Origin of the sequence: Geobacillus sp. CX412 (genome assembly GCF_027942335.1) — a bacterium.
Taxonomy (GTDB): Bacteria; Bacillota; Bacilli; order Bacillales; family Anoxybacillaceae; genus Parageobacillus_B; species Parageobacillus_B toebii.
Map to the genome: position 1 here is coordinate 2,731,962 of NZ_CP103461.1, position 17,333 is coordinate 2,749,294.

Genomic DNA, 17,333 nt, shown 5'->3' on the forward strand with positions numbered 1-17,333 from the left:
ACCACTGTGATTAAGATAAATGTTTTTCTTTTTTCCGTAACGCTTTTGGAATGTATATGCAATATGGTTCGCTTTCTAAGTAATCACCCGTAACTGCATACGCCCGCGAGCGCGATCCGCCGCAAACGTAGCGGAATTCGCATACGCCACATTTTCCTTTATATTTATCAGGATTGCGCAAATCTCGGAAAATCGGAGAATTTCGATAAATTTCCGCGAGCGGCGTTTCCCGGACATTTCCTGCTTTCACCGGGAGCAACCCGCTCGGATATACGTCACCGATATGAGAAATAAAAACAAATCCATTGCCATCATTGACCCCTTTTGGCGCACGGCCAAGACCATCGACTTGTCCAGTTAATCCCTTCATCAACACGTCTTCATAGTTAATTTCATCGCCCGAGATTTGTTTTTCTCGCATTTTCGCCTGCAACACGACACGGCGGTAATGCTGCCCTGCTGTCGTTTTTATGTCAAACGGGACGCGCTTGCTCGTTTCATAAAGCCAACGAAACACTTTTTCATGTTCCACCGGCGAAATCATGTCAGACTCTTTTCCGCGTCCTGTCGGCACAAGGAAAAAGACGCTCCAAAGCACACATTTTAGTTTTTCAACCAACTCTGCCATTTCATCAAGCACATGGACGTTATATCGGGAGATGACGGTATTAATTTGCACTGGAATATCAAGTTCATGTAAATATTCAATCGCTTTTATAGTCAAATCAAACGAACCGGATGTTCCACGAAAACGATCATGAATTTCCGCGTTTGGCCCATCTAAACTAAACGCCCAACGAGAAAGGCCAACTTCCTTCGCTTTCCGAATCGCTTCCTTTGTCACGTTCGGCGTCGCACTTGGCGTCATTGAAACATGAAGTCCTTTGTCAATCGCATATTTGGCAAGATCATATACATCTGGGCGCATGAGCGGGTCCCCGCCAGTAAACACGAGAAGCGGCTGATCCATCTCATATATATCATCAATTAACTTTTTCCCTTCTTCGAATGTCAATTCGCGCGGATCGCGGTGATATTGCGCTTCCGCTCGGCAATGAACACATTTTAACTGACATGCCCTTGTTAGTTCCCAAATCACAATAAACGGATTTTCGTTAAAGTCCCTCACTACTATCCCCCTCCTTGTTCTCATTGTACTGCATTGGAGAGGACACTAATGTGATAAATATCACAAAGTGACTTATGTCACAATATCGTCAAACTCATTCGGCGTGTTTACATTGCGAAAGACGATCTCATCTTCCCAAAAATCTTGCTCGTTCACATAGTGGACATGGCAATGGCGAAAAAGCGATTTCATCCTATTATCTTGTGCCTGTAGAAGTTTTTCGATCTGCTTGCATGTTCGCCGATGATATATGCCAACTAATGGCTGAATTCGGCCGAAATGCGCACAGATAATCGCATCAAACTTCTCGTTCGCATATTTAGCAAGTTTTGCCGCTGCTTCTGGACGCATATACGGCATATCGCACGGAAGCACAAATATCCATTCCGCCTCGCATTCTTTCATGACCGTATAAATTCCGGCAAGCGGCCCTTGGCCACGATACCGTTCATCGTCCATAATCACTTTTTCCGCCGTCTTTTGTCGAAAACAGTCTATTAGCGAAGGATGGCTAACAATATAAATATCCTCTACTACTGCGCGTAACGTTTCCACAGCAATTTCAAAAAAATATTTTCCGTTAAATTTGGCAAACGCTTTCGGGCTGCCAAAACGCCGCGACTGCCCGCCGGCAAGAACCACTCCTGCCATTTTGTTCATTCATTTTTCCCCTTTCACCAAAATCTTTGTTTTACTGTACCATGGAAGCAACAAAAAAAAAAGATTCCCATCATTCTTTCGGGAATCTTTTTTAGCATTCATGTTTATTTTTTGCCGATTGCGACTCGCCAAATTTCTGGTCCCTCTTCCAAGTACTCCCAAGTAAATTGATCTGGACGTTCCATCATAAACTGATAATGCAGCGGACGCGGATCATGGTCATTCGTTAATTCCATCACTTCACCTGGTTTTAAGCTATCGAATAAGCGAAAGATCGCAGGGTGTCTTTCTCTCGGCTCATAGTCAGGTGCATGAATTTTTGCGGCAAATTGATTCATACTTATTGCCTCCTTTATAGTATAATTAATTATGTATACATCATAATCATTTCTGTCGTTTGTCGTAGTGACGAATATCACAATTGATGGATGAAAATTCTCAATGCCTGTGAAAGGAGAAATGATGATTGGAAGAGCTTGTTGGCTTTTGTTCGCAGTGCGGCAAACCGATACATTGTTTTCATGGTTTCTTAAACGGCGTCATTTGCGACGAAAAAGAAACATTATACTGTTTTCAATGTCACGAGAAAAAAGAAAAAATGCAGAAAACCTAACAATAAACAAGATAGAAAGCGCTATCATAGAAAGATAAAAAGAATCACAGCTATTTGTGCTGTGATTCTTTTTTGTTTATTCTTCTTTTGTCAGATCGGCGACCGGAAGCGCTTCTCCCTCGCCGTGTGTCGGTTTACGCAAATGGAATAGCGCTTTTACGCTGAACCCCATAATCACGATGACACCAATTAAGAAAATCGTATCTGGAACAGCACGGATCAGATTCAAGTTTTGCACAATATCTTGTTGTAAAAACTCTGGAGAGCGAGATGCCCAATAGCCTTTTTCAAAAGCTTCTTTAATTTGCAGAATGCCGACTGGCAACAACGTCACTGCAATCATCCCTGCAAGCCCGATATTGAGCATCCAGCATGCAAATTTTAATAATTTATCGTTCCATGCTTCCGGTTTCACGATATTGCGCAATGAGTAAAGCAGCACGGCAATACCGAACATTCCGTAAACACCCATCATCGATCCATGGCCGTGGGCTGGTGTTAAAAATTGCCCGTGTTCAAAGTAGCTGACTGCCGGCAAGTTGATAAGGAATCCAAGCACACCCGCGCCGACTAAGTTCCAAATTGCCGTAGCAATTAAGAACCAGAATGTCGATTTATAAGGGAAGTTAACCCCGCCGTCGCGCATCATTTTATACTGTTCATATGCTTCTAAAATCAGCAATGTAAGCGGAATGACTTCGAGTGCTGAGAAGACGGCGCCAAGCGCGATCCATATTTCCGCCGAACCGTTGTAATAATAGTGGTGGCCGATACCGATGACCCCGCTGCCAAGCAAAATCGTAAATTGGAAATATAATGCTCTTACTGTAGATTTTTTTGTAACAAGTCTCAATTGCACTAACAAAAAGCCGATAACAACAACCGCAAACACTTCGAAAATTCCTTCTACCCACAAATGGATAATCCACCAGCGCCAGAAATCTGCCATTGTAAAGTTCGTGTCTGGCTTAATAAAGAACGCAAAGATGTAAAAGAACGGCACCGCAATTGCAGAATAGAACAATAAGTGAATTAGTCCGCCTTTATCACTTTCCCGCTTTAATCCGCTCTTAATGCCGCGGAAGACGATAAACAGCCAAATAAGCATACCTACTACTAAGATAATTTGCCAAATGCGTCCAAGCTCAAGATATTCCCAACCTTGATGGCCGAGCCAGAACCAGTTGTTTCCTAAATATCCGTTTACTCCAAGCCATTGGCCGATCATGCTGCCGCCGACAAGAACGACAAGCGCCCAGAACAAAATGTCAACAAGAAGCCCTTGTTTTTTCGGTTCATGTCCACCGACAAGCGGTGCGATAAAAATCCCCATACCTAACCATGATGTTGCAATCCAAAAAATTGCTAGTTGTAAATGGTAACCTTTTGCAATGTTAAACGGCAGTAAATCGTGAATCCATTTGATGCCGAAAAAGCTGTCTGGTTCTACATAATAATGGGCAAGCAACGCGCCAAACATCGATTGAACGAAAAACAGCACGGCTACGATTGTAAAGTATTTTGCTGATTTCGCTTGCGAAGGGGTTAATGGCTGCTTGCGCAAATCGATAACTGGAAACTGTCCTTCTTTATATGCTTCTTGCATGCTCAATTGATAACGATAGAAGAAGTACAAAATAATCGCAACAAATAAAATTAAGATGGTCACACTTGCACCGCTCCACCACATGGCGGAAAACGTCATTGTATTTCCTGCATCTTCGTAATAAGGCCAGTTGTTGGTGTACGTAATATTGTCACCGATACGCGGAGTGCTTGATAACCAAGCTGTCCAGAAGAAGAAATCGGCAATTTGCTGAATTTGATCGCTGTCCGCAACCCAAGCGCGATTTGTTTTTGGCATATCCGATTCTTTAATCAACCCTTTTTGCAAGCCCCAACCATCACCGTTTGTAAATACATCGCGGTAATAGTCACGAACTTTTTGAAGCCCATATACTTGTGCATCTGTTAACACAAGCACATCGGTAACCGGATTGTAGCGGTTTTTCCGCATTTCTTTAATAACTTTATCCCGAACGATTGTTTTTTCATCTTTGGATAGCTCAGAGAATGGCTTATCATACAGTTCTTTTGCTTTATACTCTTGCATTCCTTCCGTATAAATTTTCAATGCTTCTGCTGTATAATCCGGCCCCATGTAAGAACCATGTCCAAGCACTGTACCGTAATCCATTAATCCGTATTTCTGGAACACGGACTGCCCACCGATAATTGTTTCTTTCGTCATTAATACGTCGCCGCTTTCGCTTCGGACCTCTTTCGGTCTTGGCGCCATTTCTTTAAAAATCCAGTATCCGCCAACTAGCAAGACGGTAAAACTGATCAAAATCGTAAAAATTAATATAGATTTAAGAAAACTATTTTGTGTTCGATGTTCAGGACGTGGAGACGTACGAACCGATCGATTAATTTCCATAAATAACCACCTTCCTATCATTAAATTCGCCTTCATTGTAACGCTGCAAATGGGATTAGAATGTGAGGTACGGCAAACGTTCGCTATGATTTTCATCACTATGATTTACGTCACAACTCTTTTATGGAAAATGTTATAAAATTAAGTTGGAGGAAGCATTGTTCCTTCTTATTGCTTAAAACAATACGACTATTTTTTTATATATAAATTTAAGGAGAGATTATCTATGACAAATAATTGGATGAAAGAGAGATTAAAAAGCGTTCCGCTTTTCCGTGAATTATCCGATCATGAGCTTGAATCGCTTGTGGCTATTTCTCATGTGCGCGTCTATAAACCACGGACGTTTGTATTTATGCAAGGAGACCCGCTCGAGCGTGTCTATTTCATTCATTCCGGGACGGTAAAAATTTATAAAACCGATATGAGCGGGAAAGAACAAATCATCTCGATTTTGCAGACAGGAGAAATGTTTCCGCATACCGGTTTTTTCTTAAAAGGTTCGTACCCTGCGCACGCGGAAGTCATCGACGAAGCGACGTTAATTGCGATCCCAATCGCTGACTTCGAACAAACGTTAATTTGCTATCCAGAGGTATGCATTAAATTATTTCGCGTCATGGGCGAAAAAATCGTTGACTTGCAAAAACGTTTAGAAGAACAAATTCTTCATAACACATATGAACAAATTATTATGCTTCTGTTGCGCTTAACAAAAACAAATGCGGTACCGCAAGGGAAATTTTACCGTTTGACTGCTCATGTGACGAATCGAGAGCTTGCCAACATGATCGGCACCTCACGGGAAACGGTAAGCCGAACGCTTAGCCAATTAAAACGAAAAGGATTGATTGATATTAATGAAGATGGATTTTACCTTATTGATAAAGAAGGATTGGAAAAAGAAATCTTTTTCTAATGGATGTGACAAAAATCACAACGCTTGAAAATGAAAATTACTATCATAAAAAACAAAGGAGGGATTTCATTGGGAAAGATTGTAGAGTTGGATGTCCGCGAAGATTTACAAAAGAAAATCGAACCGTTTGAAAAAATTATGAACACAATTAAACCGCTTCAAGCGGGGGATACGTTTATTCTGCATGCGCCGTTTAAACCGATTCCGCTTTTTCCGATTATGAAAGCAAAAGGATTTACGTATGAAGCGGAACAGATTGGGAAAAAACATTGGAAAGTCACGTTCGTAAAACAGGGGTGAGAACGATGATTCTTGACAATCGCGGGTTAGAGCCGCCGCAGCCAATGATGAGAACATTGGCGGCGTTAGGGAAACTGCAGCCTGGAGAAACGTTAACCATCATTAACGACCGCCGCCCGATGTTTTTATACGAACAACTTGATGAGCTTGGCTATAAATACGAAACGACAGAACGCGAGGATGGCAGCTTCCAAATTACGATTACAAAAGGATGACCATCATGATTCCAACAAATACTGCATATGAAACAAATATTCGTCTTCCTTTTTTATTTATCTTGTTTGGTGTCATTGCTTTTGTTGCATCACAAACAGTCGCACTCGTTGCCGGACCAGCCATGGTAAACGGAGCGTTCCGCCTGCCGATCGTCTGGGCGGCGGCGCATTTCGCCGTGCTCGGTTTTGCGCTGATGGTTGCGATGGGAGCGATGTACCAGCTCGTTCCAGTTGCGTTTTTGACACCAATTTGGAGCGAGCGGTTAGGATTTGTACAATTTTTTATTACAGCAGCCGGAATCGTATTATTTTCTGCCAACTTAGCGTTTAATGCGCACTTCGCCTTTTTCCCAGGGTTGTTGCTTGTGCTTGGCATCATGCTCTTTCTTTTTCAAATGGCAATGACATTGCGGAAACAGGCGAAAAAAAATATTATGACATTGTTTGTCAGCTCGGCACTTGCTTGTTTATTATTTACGATTGTCTTGGGACTGACGCTTGCCTTTCATTTTTGGAGCGGCAGACAAACGATGGATCATCTTTTTGCTTTAAAAACACATATCTTATTTGGCGTGTTCGGCTGGTTTACTCTGCTTATTATCGGTTTTTCCTATAAAATGGTGCCGATGTTTTCTCTCGCGCATGGGTTTTCGATGACGTTGGCGCGATATGTATACATCGTTTATATGACGGGGCTTGCCGTTACATTTATCAGCTTTTTCATAAATGGACGATCGGTTTTCATCTCCGGTGCTGGGCTTTTATTTATTGCATTCGTACTATTCGCTTATCATATATGGTCGATTTTGCAAAAACGGATGAAGAAAAAACTGGATCGCCCATTTCAGTTTGCTTTGCTTGCCATTGCGATTGCCTTTATCCTGCACGGGACAGCATTTATTTTATCGTTTTTCGGCAATCTTCACGGAATTGCGATTGTGATTTACGGCTATATACTTGGCTGGATTATGTTAAGCATCATCGGCTATTTATATAAAATTGTTCCGTTTTTATGGTGGACGCACCGCTACAGCAAAAAGATCGGCCAAGAAAATGTGCCGACGTTAAAACAAATGATGAATGAGAAATGGACTGTTGTTCAATGTGTATTGTTTATCATTAGCGTTATCGGTGTCGTAGCTGCATTGACTGTTTCCAGTCCGACGATATTTTATGCTGCCCAAGGTGCATTGACATTGTTTTCTCTTCTCTTTGCCGGGACGATTCTTTCGGTTTTGTGGAAATAAAAAGGAGGCTATAATCATGGATATTCGCGAATTGGTACTTCAGCAGCTTCGAACGGTTATTGACCCAGAACTGGGGATCAATGTCGTGGATTTAGGGTTAATTTATGATTTGCAAATTAATGATGGAAACATATATATTTTAATGACGCTTACGACACCGGGCTGCCCGCTTCACGACTCCATCGTCGGCGGTGTGAAACGTGCGCTCGAACATATCGATGGAATCCGCGATGTACAAGTACAAATTACATGGAATCCGCCTTGGACTCCGGAACGAATGAGTGAAGAAGCGCTGCGGCAATTAGGGCATTTTTCATAACTTTTTTGGGGAAATGTCCCGTCCGCTTTTACCCTTCCGATAATGTTGTAACGGCTATGCCATAAGCATAGCCGTTTTTTTCTTACACATGTTTCGTAAACCATTTCACCGTTTCTAAAAACGCTTCCCTTGTCACTTTATGTCCTGCCGTATCATCGGAAATAAACTTCAAATTTTCTTCTTTTCCTTGATAAAGCGGTTTTATTTGTTCATAAAACTCATATGTATAAGAATAAGGGACAACTTGGTCGCACTTTCCATGCCAAATAAGAAGCGGACGGCCCGCTAATTTCTCCGGCTGTCTAGAAAGGTCATATTTCATTAATCGCGCCTTTTCCCGCTTTAGTTGTTCATCGGAAAGCGGAATCGCCACTCCCATTTTTTTGCCTGTTTCAATTAAGGCGTCAAAAAATGCTTCATACATTGGATTTCCCATCAGCGAAACGGCCGCTTTAATCCATGGATACACGGCAAGTGCGCCAAATGTGACAATCCCCCCATCGATGTACCGGCAAGTCCTACCCGATCCGGCTGAATGAGATTGCGAAGTTCTAATTCCTCTTTGATTTTTTTAATTTCCGTAATCGTACGCGTCACAATATTCCAGAACGCCAATTGCAGCTCACGATCAGATAAAGACGAATCTCGTTCACCGTGATGCAGCGCATCCGGCAAAATCACGCGGTATCCCGCCTCGGCAAGCAAGTACCCAAAGTGCAAATTATGTTCTTTTGCACTTGTAAATCCATGAATAAACAAAATAAACGGCAATCGTTCTTCCCGCTTTTCTTTTTTTACGACATGAAGCACAGGCACTTGGGCAACGGTTTCTTTTTCAATGATGACCATGATCCCAAAACTCCTTCATTCTTTTTTCTATAGTGTAACATGTAGACAAGAATTTTGGAAAAGAGTTACACTATATTAGAAAAGATCCAAAAAAACAAAATGATGATAAATATAGTAGTGACCTTAAACTCATGATCGTATATACTTTAAAAAAACAATGTAAAGGGAGTTATTATGAAACAATATTTAATTGCGTTGGATTTAGATGGTACGTTATTAAAAGATGACAAAACGATTTCCCCATTTACCAAAGAAATGATTTTGCGCGCAAAAGAAGAAGGGCATCTTGTCGTGATTGCAACTGGAAGACCTTATCGCGCCAGCAAAATGTACTATGAAGAGCTTGGACTCACAACGCCAATTGTCAACTTTAACGGGGCGTTCGTCCATCACCCTGCCGACCATTCATGGGGGATCCGTCATTTTCCGCTTCCGCTCCAAACCGTAAAAGACATTATTGAAGTAAGTGAAACGTACTCGATTAAAAATATTTTAGCCGAAGTGATGGACGATGTATACTTTCATGAACATGATGAAATACTGCTAGATATTGTCCGGCTTGGCAACCCGGCCATCGAAATCGGCGACTTGCGCTATGCATTAAAAGATGATCCAACGAGCATCCTTATTCATACAGACAAACAACATGTCGACCAAATACAGTCGTACTTATCCGACGTTCATGCGAACGTATTGCATCATCGGCGCTGGACCGAGCCATGGCATATCATTGAAATCGTTCGCGCCGGCGTTCATAAAGCGTTTGGACTCAAGCAAATCGCTGATTATTTCCATATCCCTAGAGAACGGGTCATCGCTTTTGGAGACGAAGATAACGATTTAGAAATGATCGAATGGGCAGGTCATGGCATTGCGATGGGCAACGCGATTGAGCCCCTCAAACAAATCGCCAACGATGTGACTGCAACAAATGAAGAAGATGGCATCGGTATTTATTTAAAATCAATGTTAAAGCTGTAACGAATTGCCTTATTACAATCCCCCCTATACGGTTACACTATCCATGACGCAATACTGCGTCTTTATTTTTTCAAGGGGGGAATACGTCTTGGGTAAACGAAATAAATCGAAACGCTTCATTCAACAAAGCGTCGATGCGGTAGAAAAACATGACGAACGAATCCCTTACCACATGACATACGCTGAAGCGGAAGAGCGCAAAATGCAAAAAGCGTTTGAAACGTCGCTTGGAGGCGAATAACGATGGGCAATCGATTGTTTCAAGAAGCGCGCAAAGCGGTCATGCAGGCAAAACAAGCAGCAAACGGCCAAGCGGATATCGACTTGGATCGCGCGATCGCCATAGCAAAAAACGCCTTATCTTCTGCCTATGCTCATTCCAGCTTGGCAGAAAAAGCGCAGTTGCGTCAATTCCAGGAAGAACTTGATCAACTCACTCAGTAAAGGTTGCGGCGCTCGTCCGCAACCTTTTTATAGGAAAGAAAAATTGTCTTTTTTCATCATAATCGCTACACTAAAATATATCTTATCTTAACTTTATAAGAGGTGGATGCAGTGTCGATTCAAATTATTACGGACAGTGGCAGCGATCTCCCACATTCTTATTTGCAGAAGCATAACATCGCGTTTCTGCCGCTTCTTGTCCATTTCAATGGCGAAGAATACGAAGACTTTATTACCATTGAACCAAAACAAGTATATGACGCGATGCGCAACGGACAAATCGTGAAAACGGCGCAAGCGAATCCGCTAAAAATGAAAGAACTATTTACCAAGTACGCAAAAGAAAACCGCCCTTGTCTATATATCGCGTTTTCCTCGCAATTATCTGGTACATATCAAACCGCGATGGCGATTCGCAGCGAAGTGCTTGAAGAATATCCTGAGTTTCAGCTAACGATTATCGATTCGAAGTGCGCGTCGCTCGGACAAGGACTTGTGGTGATGAAAGCGGCGGAACTCGCAGAAAGAGGAATGCCGTACAACCTATTATGCGAAACGATTGCTTCTTACTGCCGCCATATGGAACATATTTTTACGGTTGACAATTTAGAATTTTTGGCGCGCGGCGGGCGAATTAGCAAAACCGCAGCAATGGTCGGCGGCCTTTTAAACATTAAGCCGCTTCTCCATGTCGAAGACGGCAAACTTATTCCGCTGGAGAAATTACGCGGCCGCAAAAAAGTGTTAAAGCGCATGGTCGAAATCATGGCGAACGCGGCGACGATCTGCAAAAACAAGTGATCGGCATCAGCCACGGCGACGACGAAGAAGCCGCATTGGAATTAAAGCAGCTTATTGAAAAAACATATGGCTGCACGCGCTTTTTCATCACCGAAATCGGCGGTGCGATCGGCGCGCACGCCGGTCCGGGCACATTGGCGCTCTTTTTCTTGAACAAATATATTGAGGTATAAGTCCTTCTTTTCCACGCATACTAATGGTGTACACCGTGGATAAAGGAGTGCACGCCAATTATGTCACATACAAGCGATAACGATAAAAAAGCACGAGACAACAACGCGAAACGCCATGAAAAAAACATGTTGCGCGAAAAAAACCGCCAGGCTGGGAAATTTGCGTACTCGAAGAAGACGGATCATTTATAAAATTCGGCTGTCCTTTTATACTGGACAGCCTCTTTTCTTTGCCGAGAAGACCCCCACCTCTAAGCGAAGCGTAGGTGGAGGATGAATCGGCATTTTTTGTTTTTTTAGTAATTTTAATAGTTGAAAAGCGTTCTTCTTCTGTCATAAATGAACGGAGGGGCTTGGGGCCTTTGAGCAACAACAGACAAAGGAAACAAAAATCCCCCACTTTCACCGGCCTTAGCCGGTAAGTGGGGATAGTTCAATTTCATTCCATCCGAAATTTTGCCATCACCTCATGCAGTTCATCCGTCAATTGTCTTAGTTTTGTTACTTTCTCCACCATTTTTTCAAACGCTGTCAGCTGTTCGGCCATCGAAGCGGCAATTTCTTCACTGCCGGCCGCCGACTGTTCGACGACGGCGCTGATGCTTTCCACATTTTGCAATACTTTCTCCTCTAACTGTTTCGATGTGATAACATCATCAACAAGTGCTTGAATATCGGCGGAAATGCCGGCGACTTTACCCTCGATTTCGGCAAACGCCTTCGTTGTTGTTTCAATCGATTGCGATTGCTGCTCGGCGATTTTTACCGCTCGGGCAACGGTTTCGGAAACCGTGGAAATGCCATGCTTAATCAGCGAAACTGTTTCAAAAATTTGTTTTGTCGCCTGTGCGGATTGCTCGGCAAGCTTGCGCACTTCTTCCGCGACAACAGCAAATCCTTTCCCCGCTTCTCCCGCTCTTGCGGCTTCAATGGCCGCGTTTAACGCCAACAAATTCGTTTGTTCCGCAATATCGGATACCACCTTTGCCATTTGTTCAATGTTGGCGGCGTAGCTCGTAAATTCATTCGTCGCCTGTTCAATCGACAATGTCGCTTCATTGCTTTCGCGAATGAAGTGCATTTGTTGTTCCATCGCTTTTTGGCCATGTTGAATCGCTTCGACAGCCGTCTCGCTGTAATGTGCTGTCTGTTCGGTTCGCTCCGCTGTTTTGGCAAACGTATCATCCATTTTTTCAATCTGCTGTACTGCTTGCTGCAATTCTTCAGAGATGCTTTGCGCTCCAGCGGACAACTCATTGGTGGATAACGCAACTTGCCGGTTGATCTCCGTAAGCATTTTATTTTCTGTTTCGATTTCTTTTGCAAATGTTTCCACTTGTTGACTAACCACTTCTACCGAACGAAGCAGACGCTTCAACTCCTCGACCATTGTATGAAATGCCACATTTAATGCACCTAACTCATCGTTTTGTTTATAGTCAATGCGCTCAACAAGCAAATTGCCCCCCGCAATTTCGACCGCATTGTGGGCAAGCTGCTTGAGCGGATTCGTAATCGAGCGCGTCAGCCGTAGACTCATAGCACCTGACACAACGATGAGCGCGATGCTGCCGATGACCGCCGTCCAAATGACAAAACGGATTTGTGCCTGTAAATCACGCTGGAGCTCCTTGTAGTAATCATTCGTATACAATTGCAGCGTGTAAATATCATTGACCGCCCCTTCGATTCGCATCGCTTGCCGTCTTGCTTCCGATACATCGCGATGTTCAAGAGCGGCAAGCGACGCATTATGCACTTCGGCAAATTTTTGTTTTGCTTTTTCTAATAGCACGCGAAATTCCTTTTGTTTCAATGATTTTTCTAATTCGCCAATCAGCTTTTCTGTCGTTTCGATTTGCGCCAGCACTTCTTGCTTATTTCCTTCCGTCATATTGTAGGCGGCGTTGTTTAAGCTCTGCTTTGCCGATTTCATGCTTGCCTCGAGCTTTTCTATCGTCAGCAAAACCGGAACGATATCTTTATTCGTTGCCTGAATCGACAACATATTGACGATAATGAACCCCATCAATACGGTCGATGCGATAAGCGAAAGAAACGAATGAAGCCACAATTTTCTGCGAATTGTCATTCTAATCCCCTTTTCTGTATTACTTTGTCGCCACTTTGCCGTCCACAATGTTTTGTTTCCACTGTTCGAGCAGCTGTTGTTTTTGGTCATCCCATGGGATAACGCGAATCGGTGCGAGCCCAACTCCATCTTCCGCTAATCCAAGCTGAACAGTGCCGGTTGGCAATTCCCCTTTTTCCACGTATTGTTTTAACACGCGAAACAAGGCGACATCGACATTTTTGACCATTGATGTCACAACCGCTTTTTCCGCGTAAAAATATTGGTCGCTGTCAACGCCAATCGCATACACACCTCGTGCTTCCGCTTCCCGAAGCGCACCAACTCCCGTAAATCCTGCCGCCGTATACACGACATCACTCTTTTGGTCGAACATTTCTCTAGCAATTTGGGCGCCGAGCTTGTCATTTCCGAAATCACCTGCATACACGATGTGAACGGAGGCGGACGGCTTCACGGCGTGAACCCCTTTTTCAAACCCCGCCGCAAATTTACGAATCAATGGCACATCCGCCCCACCGATAAACCCGAGGCGGTTTGTTTTTGTCACAAGCGCCGCCACCACTCCGGCAAGAAAGCTTCCTTCATCTTCTTTAAACGTAATCGATGTCACGTTTGGCAAATCAGAAACAGAGTCAACTAAAATAAAACGCTGCTTTGGATATTGTTTTGCCACTTTTTCCAAATCCTCTTGCACCATAAAGCCAAGGCCAATGACGACATCATTGCCATCTTTAATAAGCTCCTTCAATCCTTGTTCATACGTTTTCGTATCTTTCAATTCACGATAATCAAAAATGATGCCTAGTTCATCACGCGCTTTCATTAATCCGCGAAATGCCGAGTCGCTAAACGATTGATCTCCAAGTCCGACGTCCGACAACATAATCCCGACTTTGATACTATCTTTTTTCGTTACCGTCTCTTTCGTCGAACAACCAGTCATCATCAAAATAACCAATAACGCAATAACAAGATGCCATATACGTCTTTGTTTTTTCATTTGTTCGTCCCCTTCTTTTCATGGTGTCCATTATTGTTTATCGGCATCATTCTACATTTGTTGAGTTTTTTGCATAAAAAAAGCAAAGCTGTAATTGGCTTTGCTTTTTATTATCGCTTGATATACGTCCATCCATCTTTTTGATATACTTTGTCTTCTTTCATTAATCGTCCTAATGCTCGTTTAAAGGCGGCCTTGCTCATATGAAAGCGCGCTTGGATATCGTCCGGGTCGCTTTTGTCGTGATACGGCATCGCTCCGCCGCGGCTTTCTAAGTACGTATAAATGGCTGCCGCATCTTCGTTGATGCTTTCATGCTTGCGCGACAGTAAGGAGACATTGACCGTCCCATCCTCTTTGACGGCGATAATCCGCCCTTCCACTGCTTCACCGAGGCGCGGCGCGTTTCGCCACTGGGATTCATGTACAAATCCAAGGTAGCCGACATCAGAGATAAGGAAAGCTCCCACCTTAATCACGCGGTAGACGCGCCCGCGAATGTTTTGATTGAACGCTGATTCCGGCGCTTTCACGGCGATTTGTTTCATCGTTTCATCATCCGCTAGTTTAGCAAGCAGCCGTCCTCGTTTATCCGTTTTTAACGAACAATATAATTGATCCCCTCGCTTCGGCCATTGCGAGCGGAGCGGCGGCAAATCATCGATGGACACGAGCATATCTTTGGAAATGCCAATATCGACAAAGACGCCCAATTTCGGAACGATGTCGACCACTTCAACCCAGTCGTATTTGTGGTTCGTAATTTTCGGCATTTTCATGGTAGCGCACAGCTGTCCGTCGTGGTCATGATATAAAAATACCGTTGCCTCGTCGTCGACCGCAAGCGTTGTATTCGCTTCTCTTTTATGCAGCATCACTTCCTCCGTGCCGTTCGTCAAAAAGCAGCCAAACGGCATTTCCCGTTTTACCGTTAATGTCATGATTTCTCCAGGAATTAATCGTTTCATTGCAATCTCTTCCTTTGTCTATATTTTCACGCTTATTATTTCCCACTCCAATGGACAATTCTGCATAAAACACAGTTTTTCCCATCATCACAATAGCACCTCCACGTCGTTCGGCTTCCCCTCCTTTTCTTGTTGTGTCCCTTGCCACATTTTACTATAATAAAATAAAAAATGCTGGAGGTTGTGTATGTCGAAAGAAAGTTCCTTTGATATTGTATCGAAAGTCGACTTATCGGAAGTCACCAATGCGATCAACATCGCGATGAAAGAAATTAAAAACCGCTATGACTTTAAAGGCAGCAAAAGCGACATTTCGCTAGACAAAGACGAACTCATCCTTATTTCCGACGATGAATTTAAATTAGAGCAGCTAAAAGACGTGCTCATCGGCAAGCTCATTAAACGCGGCGTGCCGACGAAAAACATCCAATACGGCAAAATTGAGCCAGCTTCTGGGGGCACGGTGCGCCAGCGCGCCAAACTTGTGCAAGGCATCGATAAAGAAAACGCGAAAAAAATCAACACGATCATTAAAAACACTGGCCTGAAAGTGAAAAGCCAAGTACAGGACGATCAAATCCGCGTCAGCGGCAAAAGCAAAGATGACTTGCAAAAGGTCATCGCCGCGATTCGCGAAGCGGACTTGCCGATTGATGTGCAATTTGTTAACTACCGCTAACACGGATGGGAGGAGTTATAGCCCTCCCATCCGTGTTTTCTTTTCTTCTCTTCTTTGACAATGCCATTATTGATTTTTTCTTTCACCGGGATTACTTCCTTCCGTTTTTTCATATATTTGATGGTGTTGCAAAACTAGAGTAAAAACTCGAAGTTATGCATAAGGATGCAACATAACACATGCAGTACATATCGATGAAATCCATACCATCTTGGCTGTTCCAACCCGTCACTCTTTAACTCATTAAATACTCGTTCAATCTCACGACGAAGTCCAAACAGCCATTGGCCAAATCTCGTTTTCAAAAATACAGGAAGAACCCGGCCATAGGCATCTTTTCGTTCCTCGCTATTGCGGCGGTTGATAGGGGAAATGAATAGGATTCCTGACTGCTCTGCTGTTTGACGAACCTTTTCACTGTCATACGCGGCATCGCCCAATACAAATTCGATATCCCACTGCTTTAAAGAAACAAGCAATTCTGGTGCTACTGCCGCATCATTTCGATTCGCTGTGGTCAACACATGAGATAAAATGATTCCCTCGGCGGTGGTGCAGAGATGGAGTTTATATCCTTTAAACCAGTGATATCGGGTGGACACTCCCCACTTCGCCTGTGAATCGTAAAGACTGCTTCGAAGGGCTGTGCTGTCGATCAGCACGATTTGCGGATAACGTACTTCTAGATCTTTGAGCAGCTGTGCATGAAAAACAGGAAATCCTTGTTCCCGGAACCACTTCGCCGCACGGGAAAACGTAGAAAGGTGAGAGACTTCACCAAGCCCACAGGCCCGTTGAAAACAGCGAAAACGCTGCAGGATGCGCACTAATTTTCGCAAGGAATCAATGGAAAAATAGGTTTTCAAAAAGAAACATTTCAACAACGATTTTTTCGACACCGGCGGTCTTCCTGTCACATACGGTGTTTCCGGCAATGATAGCGAGTCGATATACCGAAATAATGCTTCTAAAATTGGGTCAATTTCATAAGTCCATGCATGTTCGCTGTTCCAATTGGAAATCATAATAGTGTCCACCCCTTGGAGAGTTGTTTTTTTGGTCACTGTATATGATTTCCAAGGTGGTGGATTTTTTATGTGCATTTATGCATTCGTTATGCGTTTTGCAACACGTTCATATTTTTAAACATCCTTTTTCCCACTCTTCTAGGCGGTAATAAGGATTCGTGAGAGCTGCCAAGCGTTTATCCTGCTTTTGGCTAGCCATCATCCTCATCATAGCAATGGAACTAAGCGAGACGGACAGAAAAGTTCAGCAGCTGCGTATAAAGGGAGTCATTTTTGTAAAATTATATTGAATATTTCTACAAAATCATTTACAGTAATATATAAATATTTTTTGAAAACTACATATCTAGTTCTTATCAAGAGAGGGGGAGGGACTGGCCCGATGAACTCTCAGCAACCTGGCGGAAGTCAAGGTGCTAAATCCAGACAGGCGAAACGCCTGGAAGATAAGAAGAGACGATACATAAAAAGTC

General features: G+C 43.3%; 18 protein-coding genes, 2 pseudogenes and 1 riboswitch. Of the genes and pseudogenes, 11 read left to right on the plus strand and 9 right to left on the minus strand.

What is annotated here, in order from left to right:
- Positions 1–10 precede the first annotated feature (10 nt).
- The 4 genes from NXM86_RS14270 to NXM86_RS14285 all read right to left on the minus strand — a co-directional run bounded on the left by NXM86_RS14270 (position 11) and on the right by NXM86_RS14285 (position 4,842).
- Positions 11–1,129 carry a TIGR04053 family radical SAM/SPASM domain-containing protein gene (locus NXM86_RS14270; RefSeq protein WP_062753795.1) on the minus strand — a complete coding sequence of 373 codons (1,119 nt, stop codon included), beginning with the start codon at positions 1,127–1,129 and terminating at the stop codon, positions 11–13.
- Between the two features lie 72 nt (positions 1,130–1,201).
- Positions 1,202–1,789 carry a molybdenum cofactor guanylyltransferase gene (locus NXM86_RS14275; RefSeq protein WP_062753797.1) on the minus strand — a complete coding sequence of 196 codons (588 nt, stop codon included), beginning with the start codon at positions 1,787–1,789 and terminating at the stop codon, positions 1,202–1,204.
- 104 nt (positions 1,790–1,893) lie between these two features.
- Positions 1,894–2,127, minus strand: a complete 234-nt coding sequence (locus NXM86_RS14280) for a DUF2249 domain-containing protein (RefSeq protein WP_012749412.1) — start codon at positions 2,125–2,127, stop codon at positions 1,894–1,896.
- Between the two features lie 351 nt (positions 2,128–2,478).
- Positions 2,479–4,842 (minus strand): nitric-oxide reductase large subunit, encoded by a 2,364-nt coding sequence (locus NXM86_RS14285; protein WP_498958195.1) that lies wholly within the window; start codon positions 4,840–4,842, stop codon positions 2,479–2,481.
- 226 nt (positions 4,843–5,068) lie between these two features.
- On the opposite strand from NXM86_RS14285, the gene NXM86_RS14290 reads away from it, so the two are divergent.
- From NXM86_RS14290 to NXM86_RS14310, 5 genes are all read left to right on the plus strand, one after another.
- Entirely contained in the window at positions 5,069–5,761 is a 693-nt protein-coding gene (locus NXM86_RS14290; RefSeq protein ID WP_089096939.1) for a Crp/Fnr family transcriptional regulator, read from the plus strand.
- Positions 5,762–5,830: 69 nt separating this feature from the next.
- A complete protein-coding gene (locus NXM86_RS14295; RefSeq protein WP_171699043.1) occupies positions 5,831–6,061 on the plus strand; it encodes a DUF2249 domain-containing protein in 231 nt (76 codons plus the stop codon).
- 5 nt (positions 6,062–6,066) lie between these two features.
- Positions 6,067–6,276, plus strand: a complete 210-nt coding sequence (locus NXM86_RS14300; protein WP_062677780.1) for a DUF2249 domain-containing protein — start codon at positions 6,067–6,069, stop codon at positions 6,274–6,276.
- A gap of 5 nt (positions 6,277–6,281) precedes the next feature.
- Positions 6,282–7,523, plus strand: coding sequence for a hypothetical protein (locus NXM86_RS14305; RefSeq protein WP_309217589.1), 1,242 nt, complete (start codon positions 6,282–6,284; stop codon positions 7,521–7,523).
- Positions 7,524–7,539: 16 nt separating this feature from the next.
- A complete protein-coding gene (locus NXM86_RS14310) occupies positions 7,540–7,842 on the plus strand; it encodes a metal-sulfur cluster assembly factor (RefSeq protein WP_012749411.1) in 303 nt (100 codons plus the stop codon).
- 82 nt (positions 7,843–7,924) lie between these two features.
- Here the strand turns inward: NXM86_RS14310 and yjfP are convergent.
- Positions 7,925–8,691: pseudogene (gene yjfP / locus NXM86_RS14315) on the minus strand (esterase).
- 174 nt (positions 8,692–8,865) lie between these two features.
- On the opposite strand from yjfP, the gene NXM86_RS14320 reads away from it, so the two are divergent.
- From NXM86_RS14320 to NXM86_RS14340, 5 genes and pseudogenes are all read left to right on the plus strand, one after another.
- Positions 8,866–9,672 carry a Cof-type HAD-IIB family hydrolase gene (locus NXM86_RS14320; RefSeq protein ID WP_062753809.1) on the plus strand — a complete coding sequence of 269 codons (807 nt, stop codon included), beginning with the start codon at positions 8,866–8,868 and terminating at the stop codon, positions 9,670–9,672.
- Between the two features lie 88 nt (positions 9,673–9,760).
- Positions 9,761–9,913 (plus strand): hypothetical protein, encoded by a 153-nt coding sequence (locus NXM86_RS14325; protein WP_012749408.1) that lies wholly within the window; start codon positions 9,761–9,763, stop codon positions 9,911–9,913.
- Between the two features lie 2 nt (positions 9,914–9,915).
- Positions 9,916–10,116: a DUF3813 domain-containing protein gene (locus NXM86_RS14330; RefSeq protein WP_012749407.1), complete on the plus strand. Its 201-nt coding sequence runs from the start codon at positions 9,916–9,918 to the stop codon at positions 10,114–10,116.
- A 111-nt stretch (positions 10,117–10,227) separates the two neighbouring features.
- Positions 10,228–11,090 (plus strand): annotated as a pseudogene (locus tag NXM86_RS14335) (DegV family protein).
- Positions 11,091–11,150: 60 nt separating this feature from the next.
- On the plus strand, positions 11,151–11,282 hold the full coding sequence (locus tag NXM86_RS14340) for a DUF3941 domain-containing protein (RefSeq protein WP_012749405.1): 132 nt from the start codon (positions 11,151–11,153) through the stop codon (positions 11,280–11,282).
- A gap of 247 nt (positions 11,283–11,529) precedes the next feature.
- Here the strand turns inward: NXM86_RS14340 and NXM86_RS14345 are convergent, their stop codons facing one another.
- The 3 genes from NXM86_RS14345 to NXM86_RS14355 form a co-directional block, all read right to left on the minus strand.
- Positions 11,530–13,182: a methyl-accepting chemotaxis protein gene (locus tag NXM86_RS14345; protein WP_498958197.1), complete on the minus strand. Its 1,653-nt coding sequence runs from the start codon at positions 13,180–13,182 to the stop codon at positions 11,530–11,532.
- A gap of 19 nt (positions 13,183–13,201) precedes the next feature.
- Positions 13,202–14,185 (minus strand): BMP family lipoprotein, encoded by a 984-nt coding sequence (locus NXM86_RS14350; protein ID WP_498958199.1) that lies wholly within the window; start codon positions 14,183–14,185, stop codon positions 13,202–13,204.
- Between the two features lie 110 nt (positions 14,186–14,295).
- On the minus strand, positions 14,296–15,153 hold the full coding sequence (locus tag NXM86_RS14355) for a CvfB family protein (protein ID WP_498958201.1): 858 nt from the start codon (positions 15,151–15,153) through the stop codon (positions 14,296–14,298).
- A gap of 187 nt (positions 15,154–15,340) precedes the next feature.
- On the opposite strand from NXM86_RS14355, the gene NXM86_RS14360 reads away from it, so the two are divergent.
- The gene (locus NXM86_RS14360; RefSeq protein ID WP_062753820.1) at positions 15,341–15,832 is read left to right on the plus strand and encodes a YajQ family cyclic di-GMP-binding protein; all 492 of its coding nucleotides are present in this window, start codon (positions 15,341–15,343) and stop codon (positions 15,830–15,832) included.
- 134 nt (positions 15,833–15,966) lie between these two features.
- On the opposite strand, the gene NXM86_RS14365 is transcribed toward NXM86_RS14360, so the two are convergent.
- Positions 15,967–16,857, minus strand: a complete 891-nt coding sequence (locus NXM86_RS14365) for a transposase (protein ID WP_498958202.1) — start codon at positions 16,855–16,857, stop codon at positions 15,967–15,969.
- Positions 16,858–17,210: 353 nt separating this feature from the next.
- Positions 17,211–17,313: riboswitch (SAM riboswitch) on the plus strand.
- Positions 17,314–17,333 lie beyond the last annotated feature (20 nt).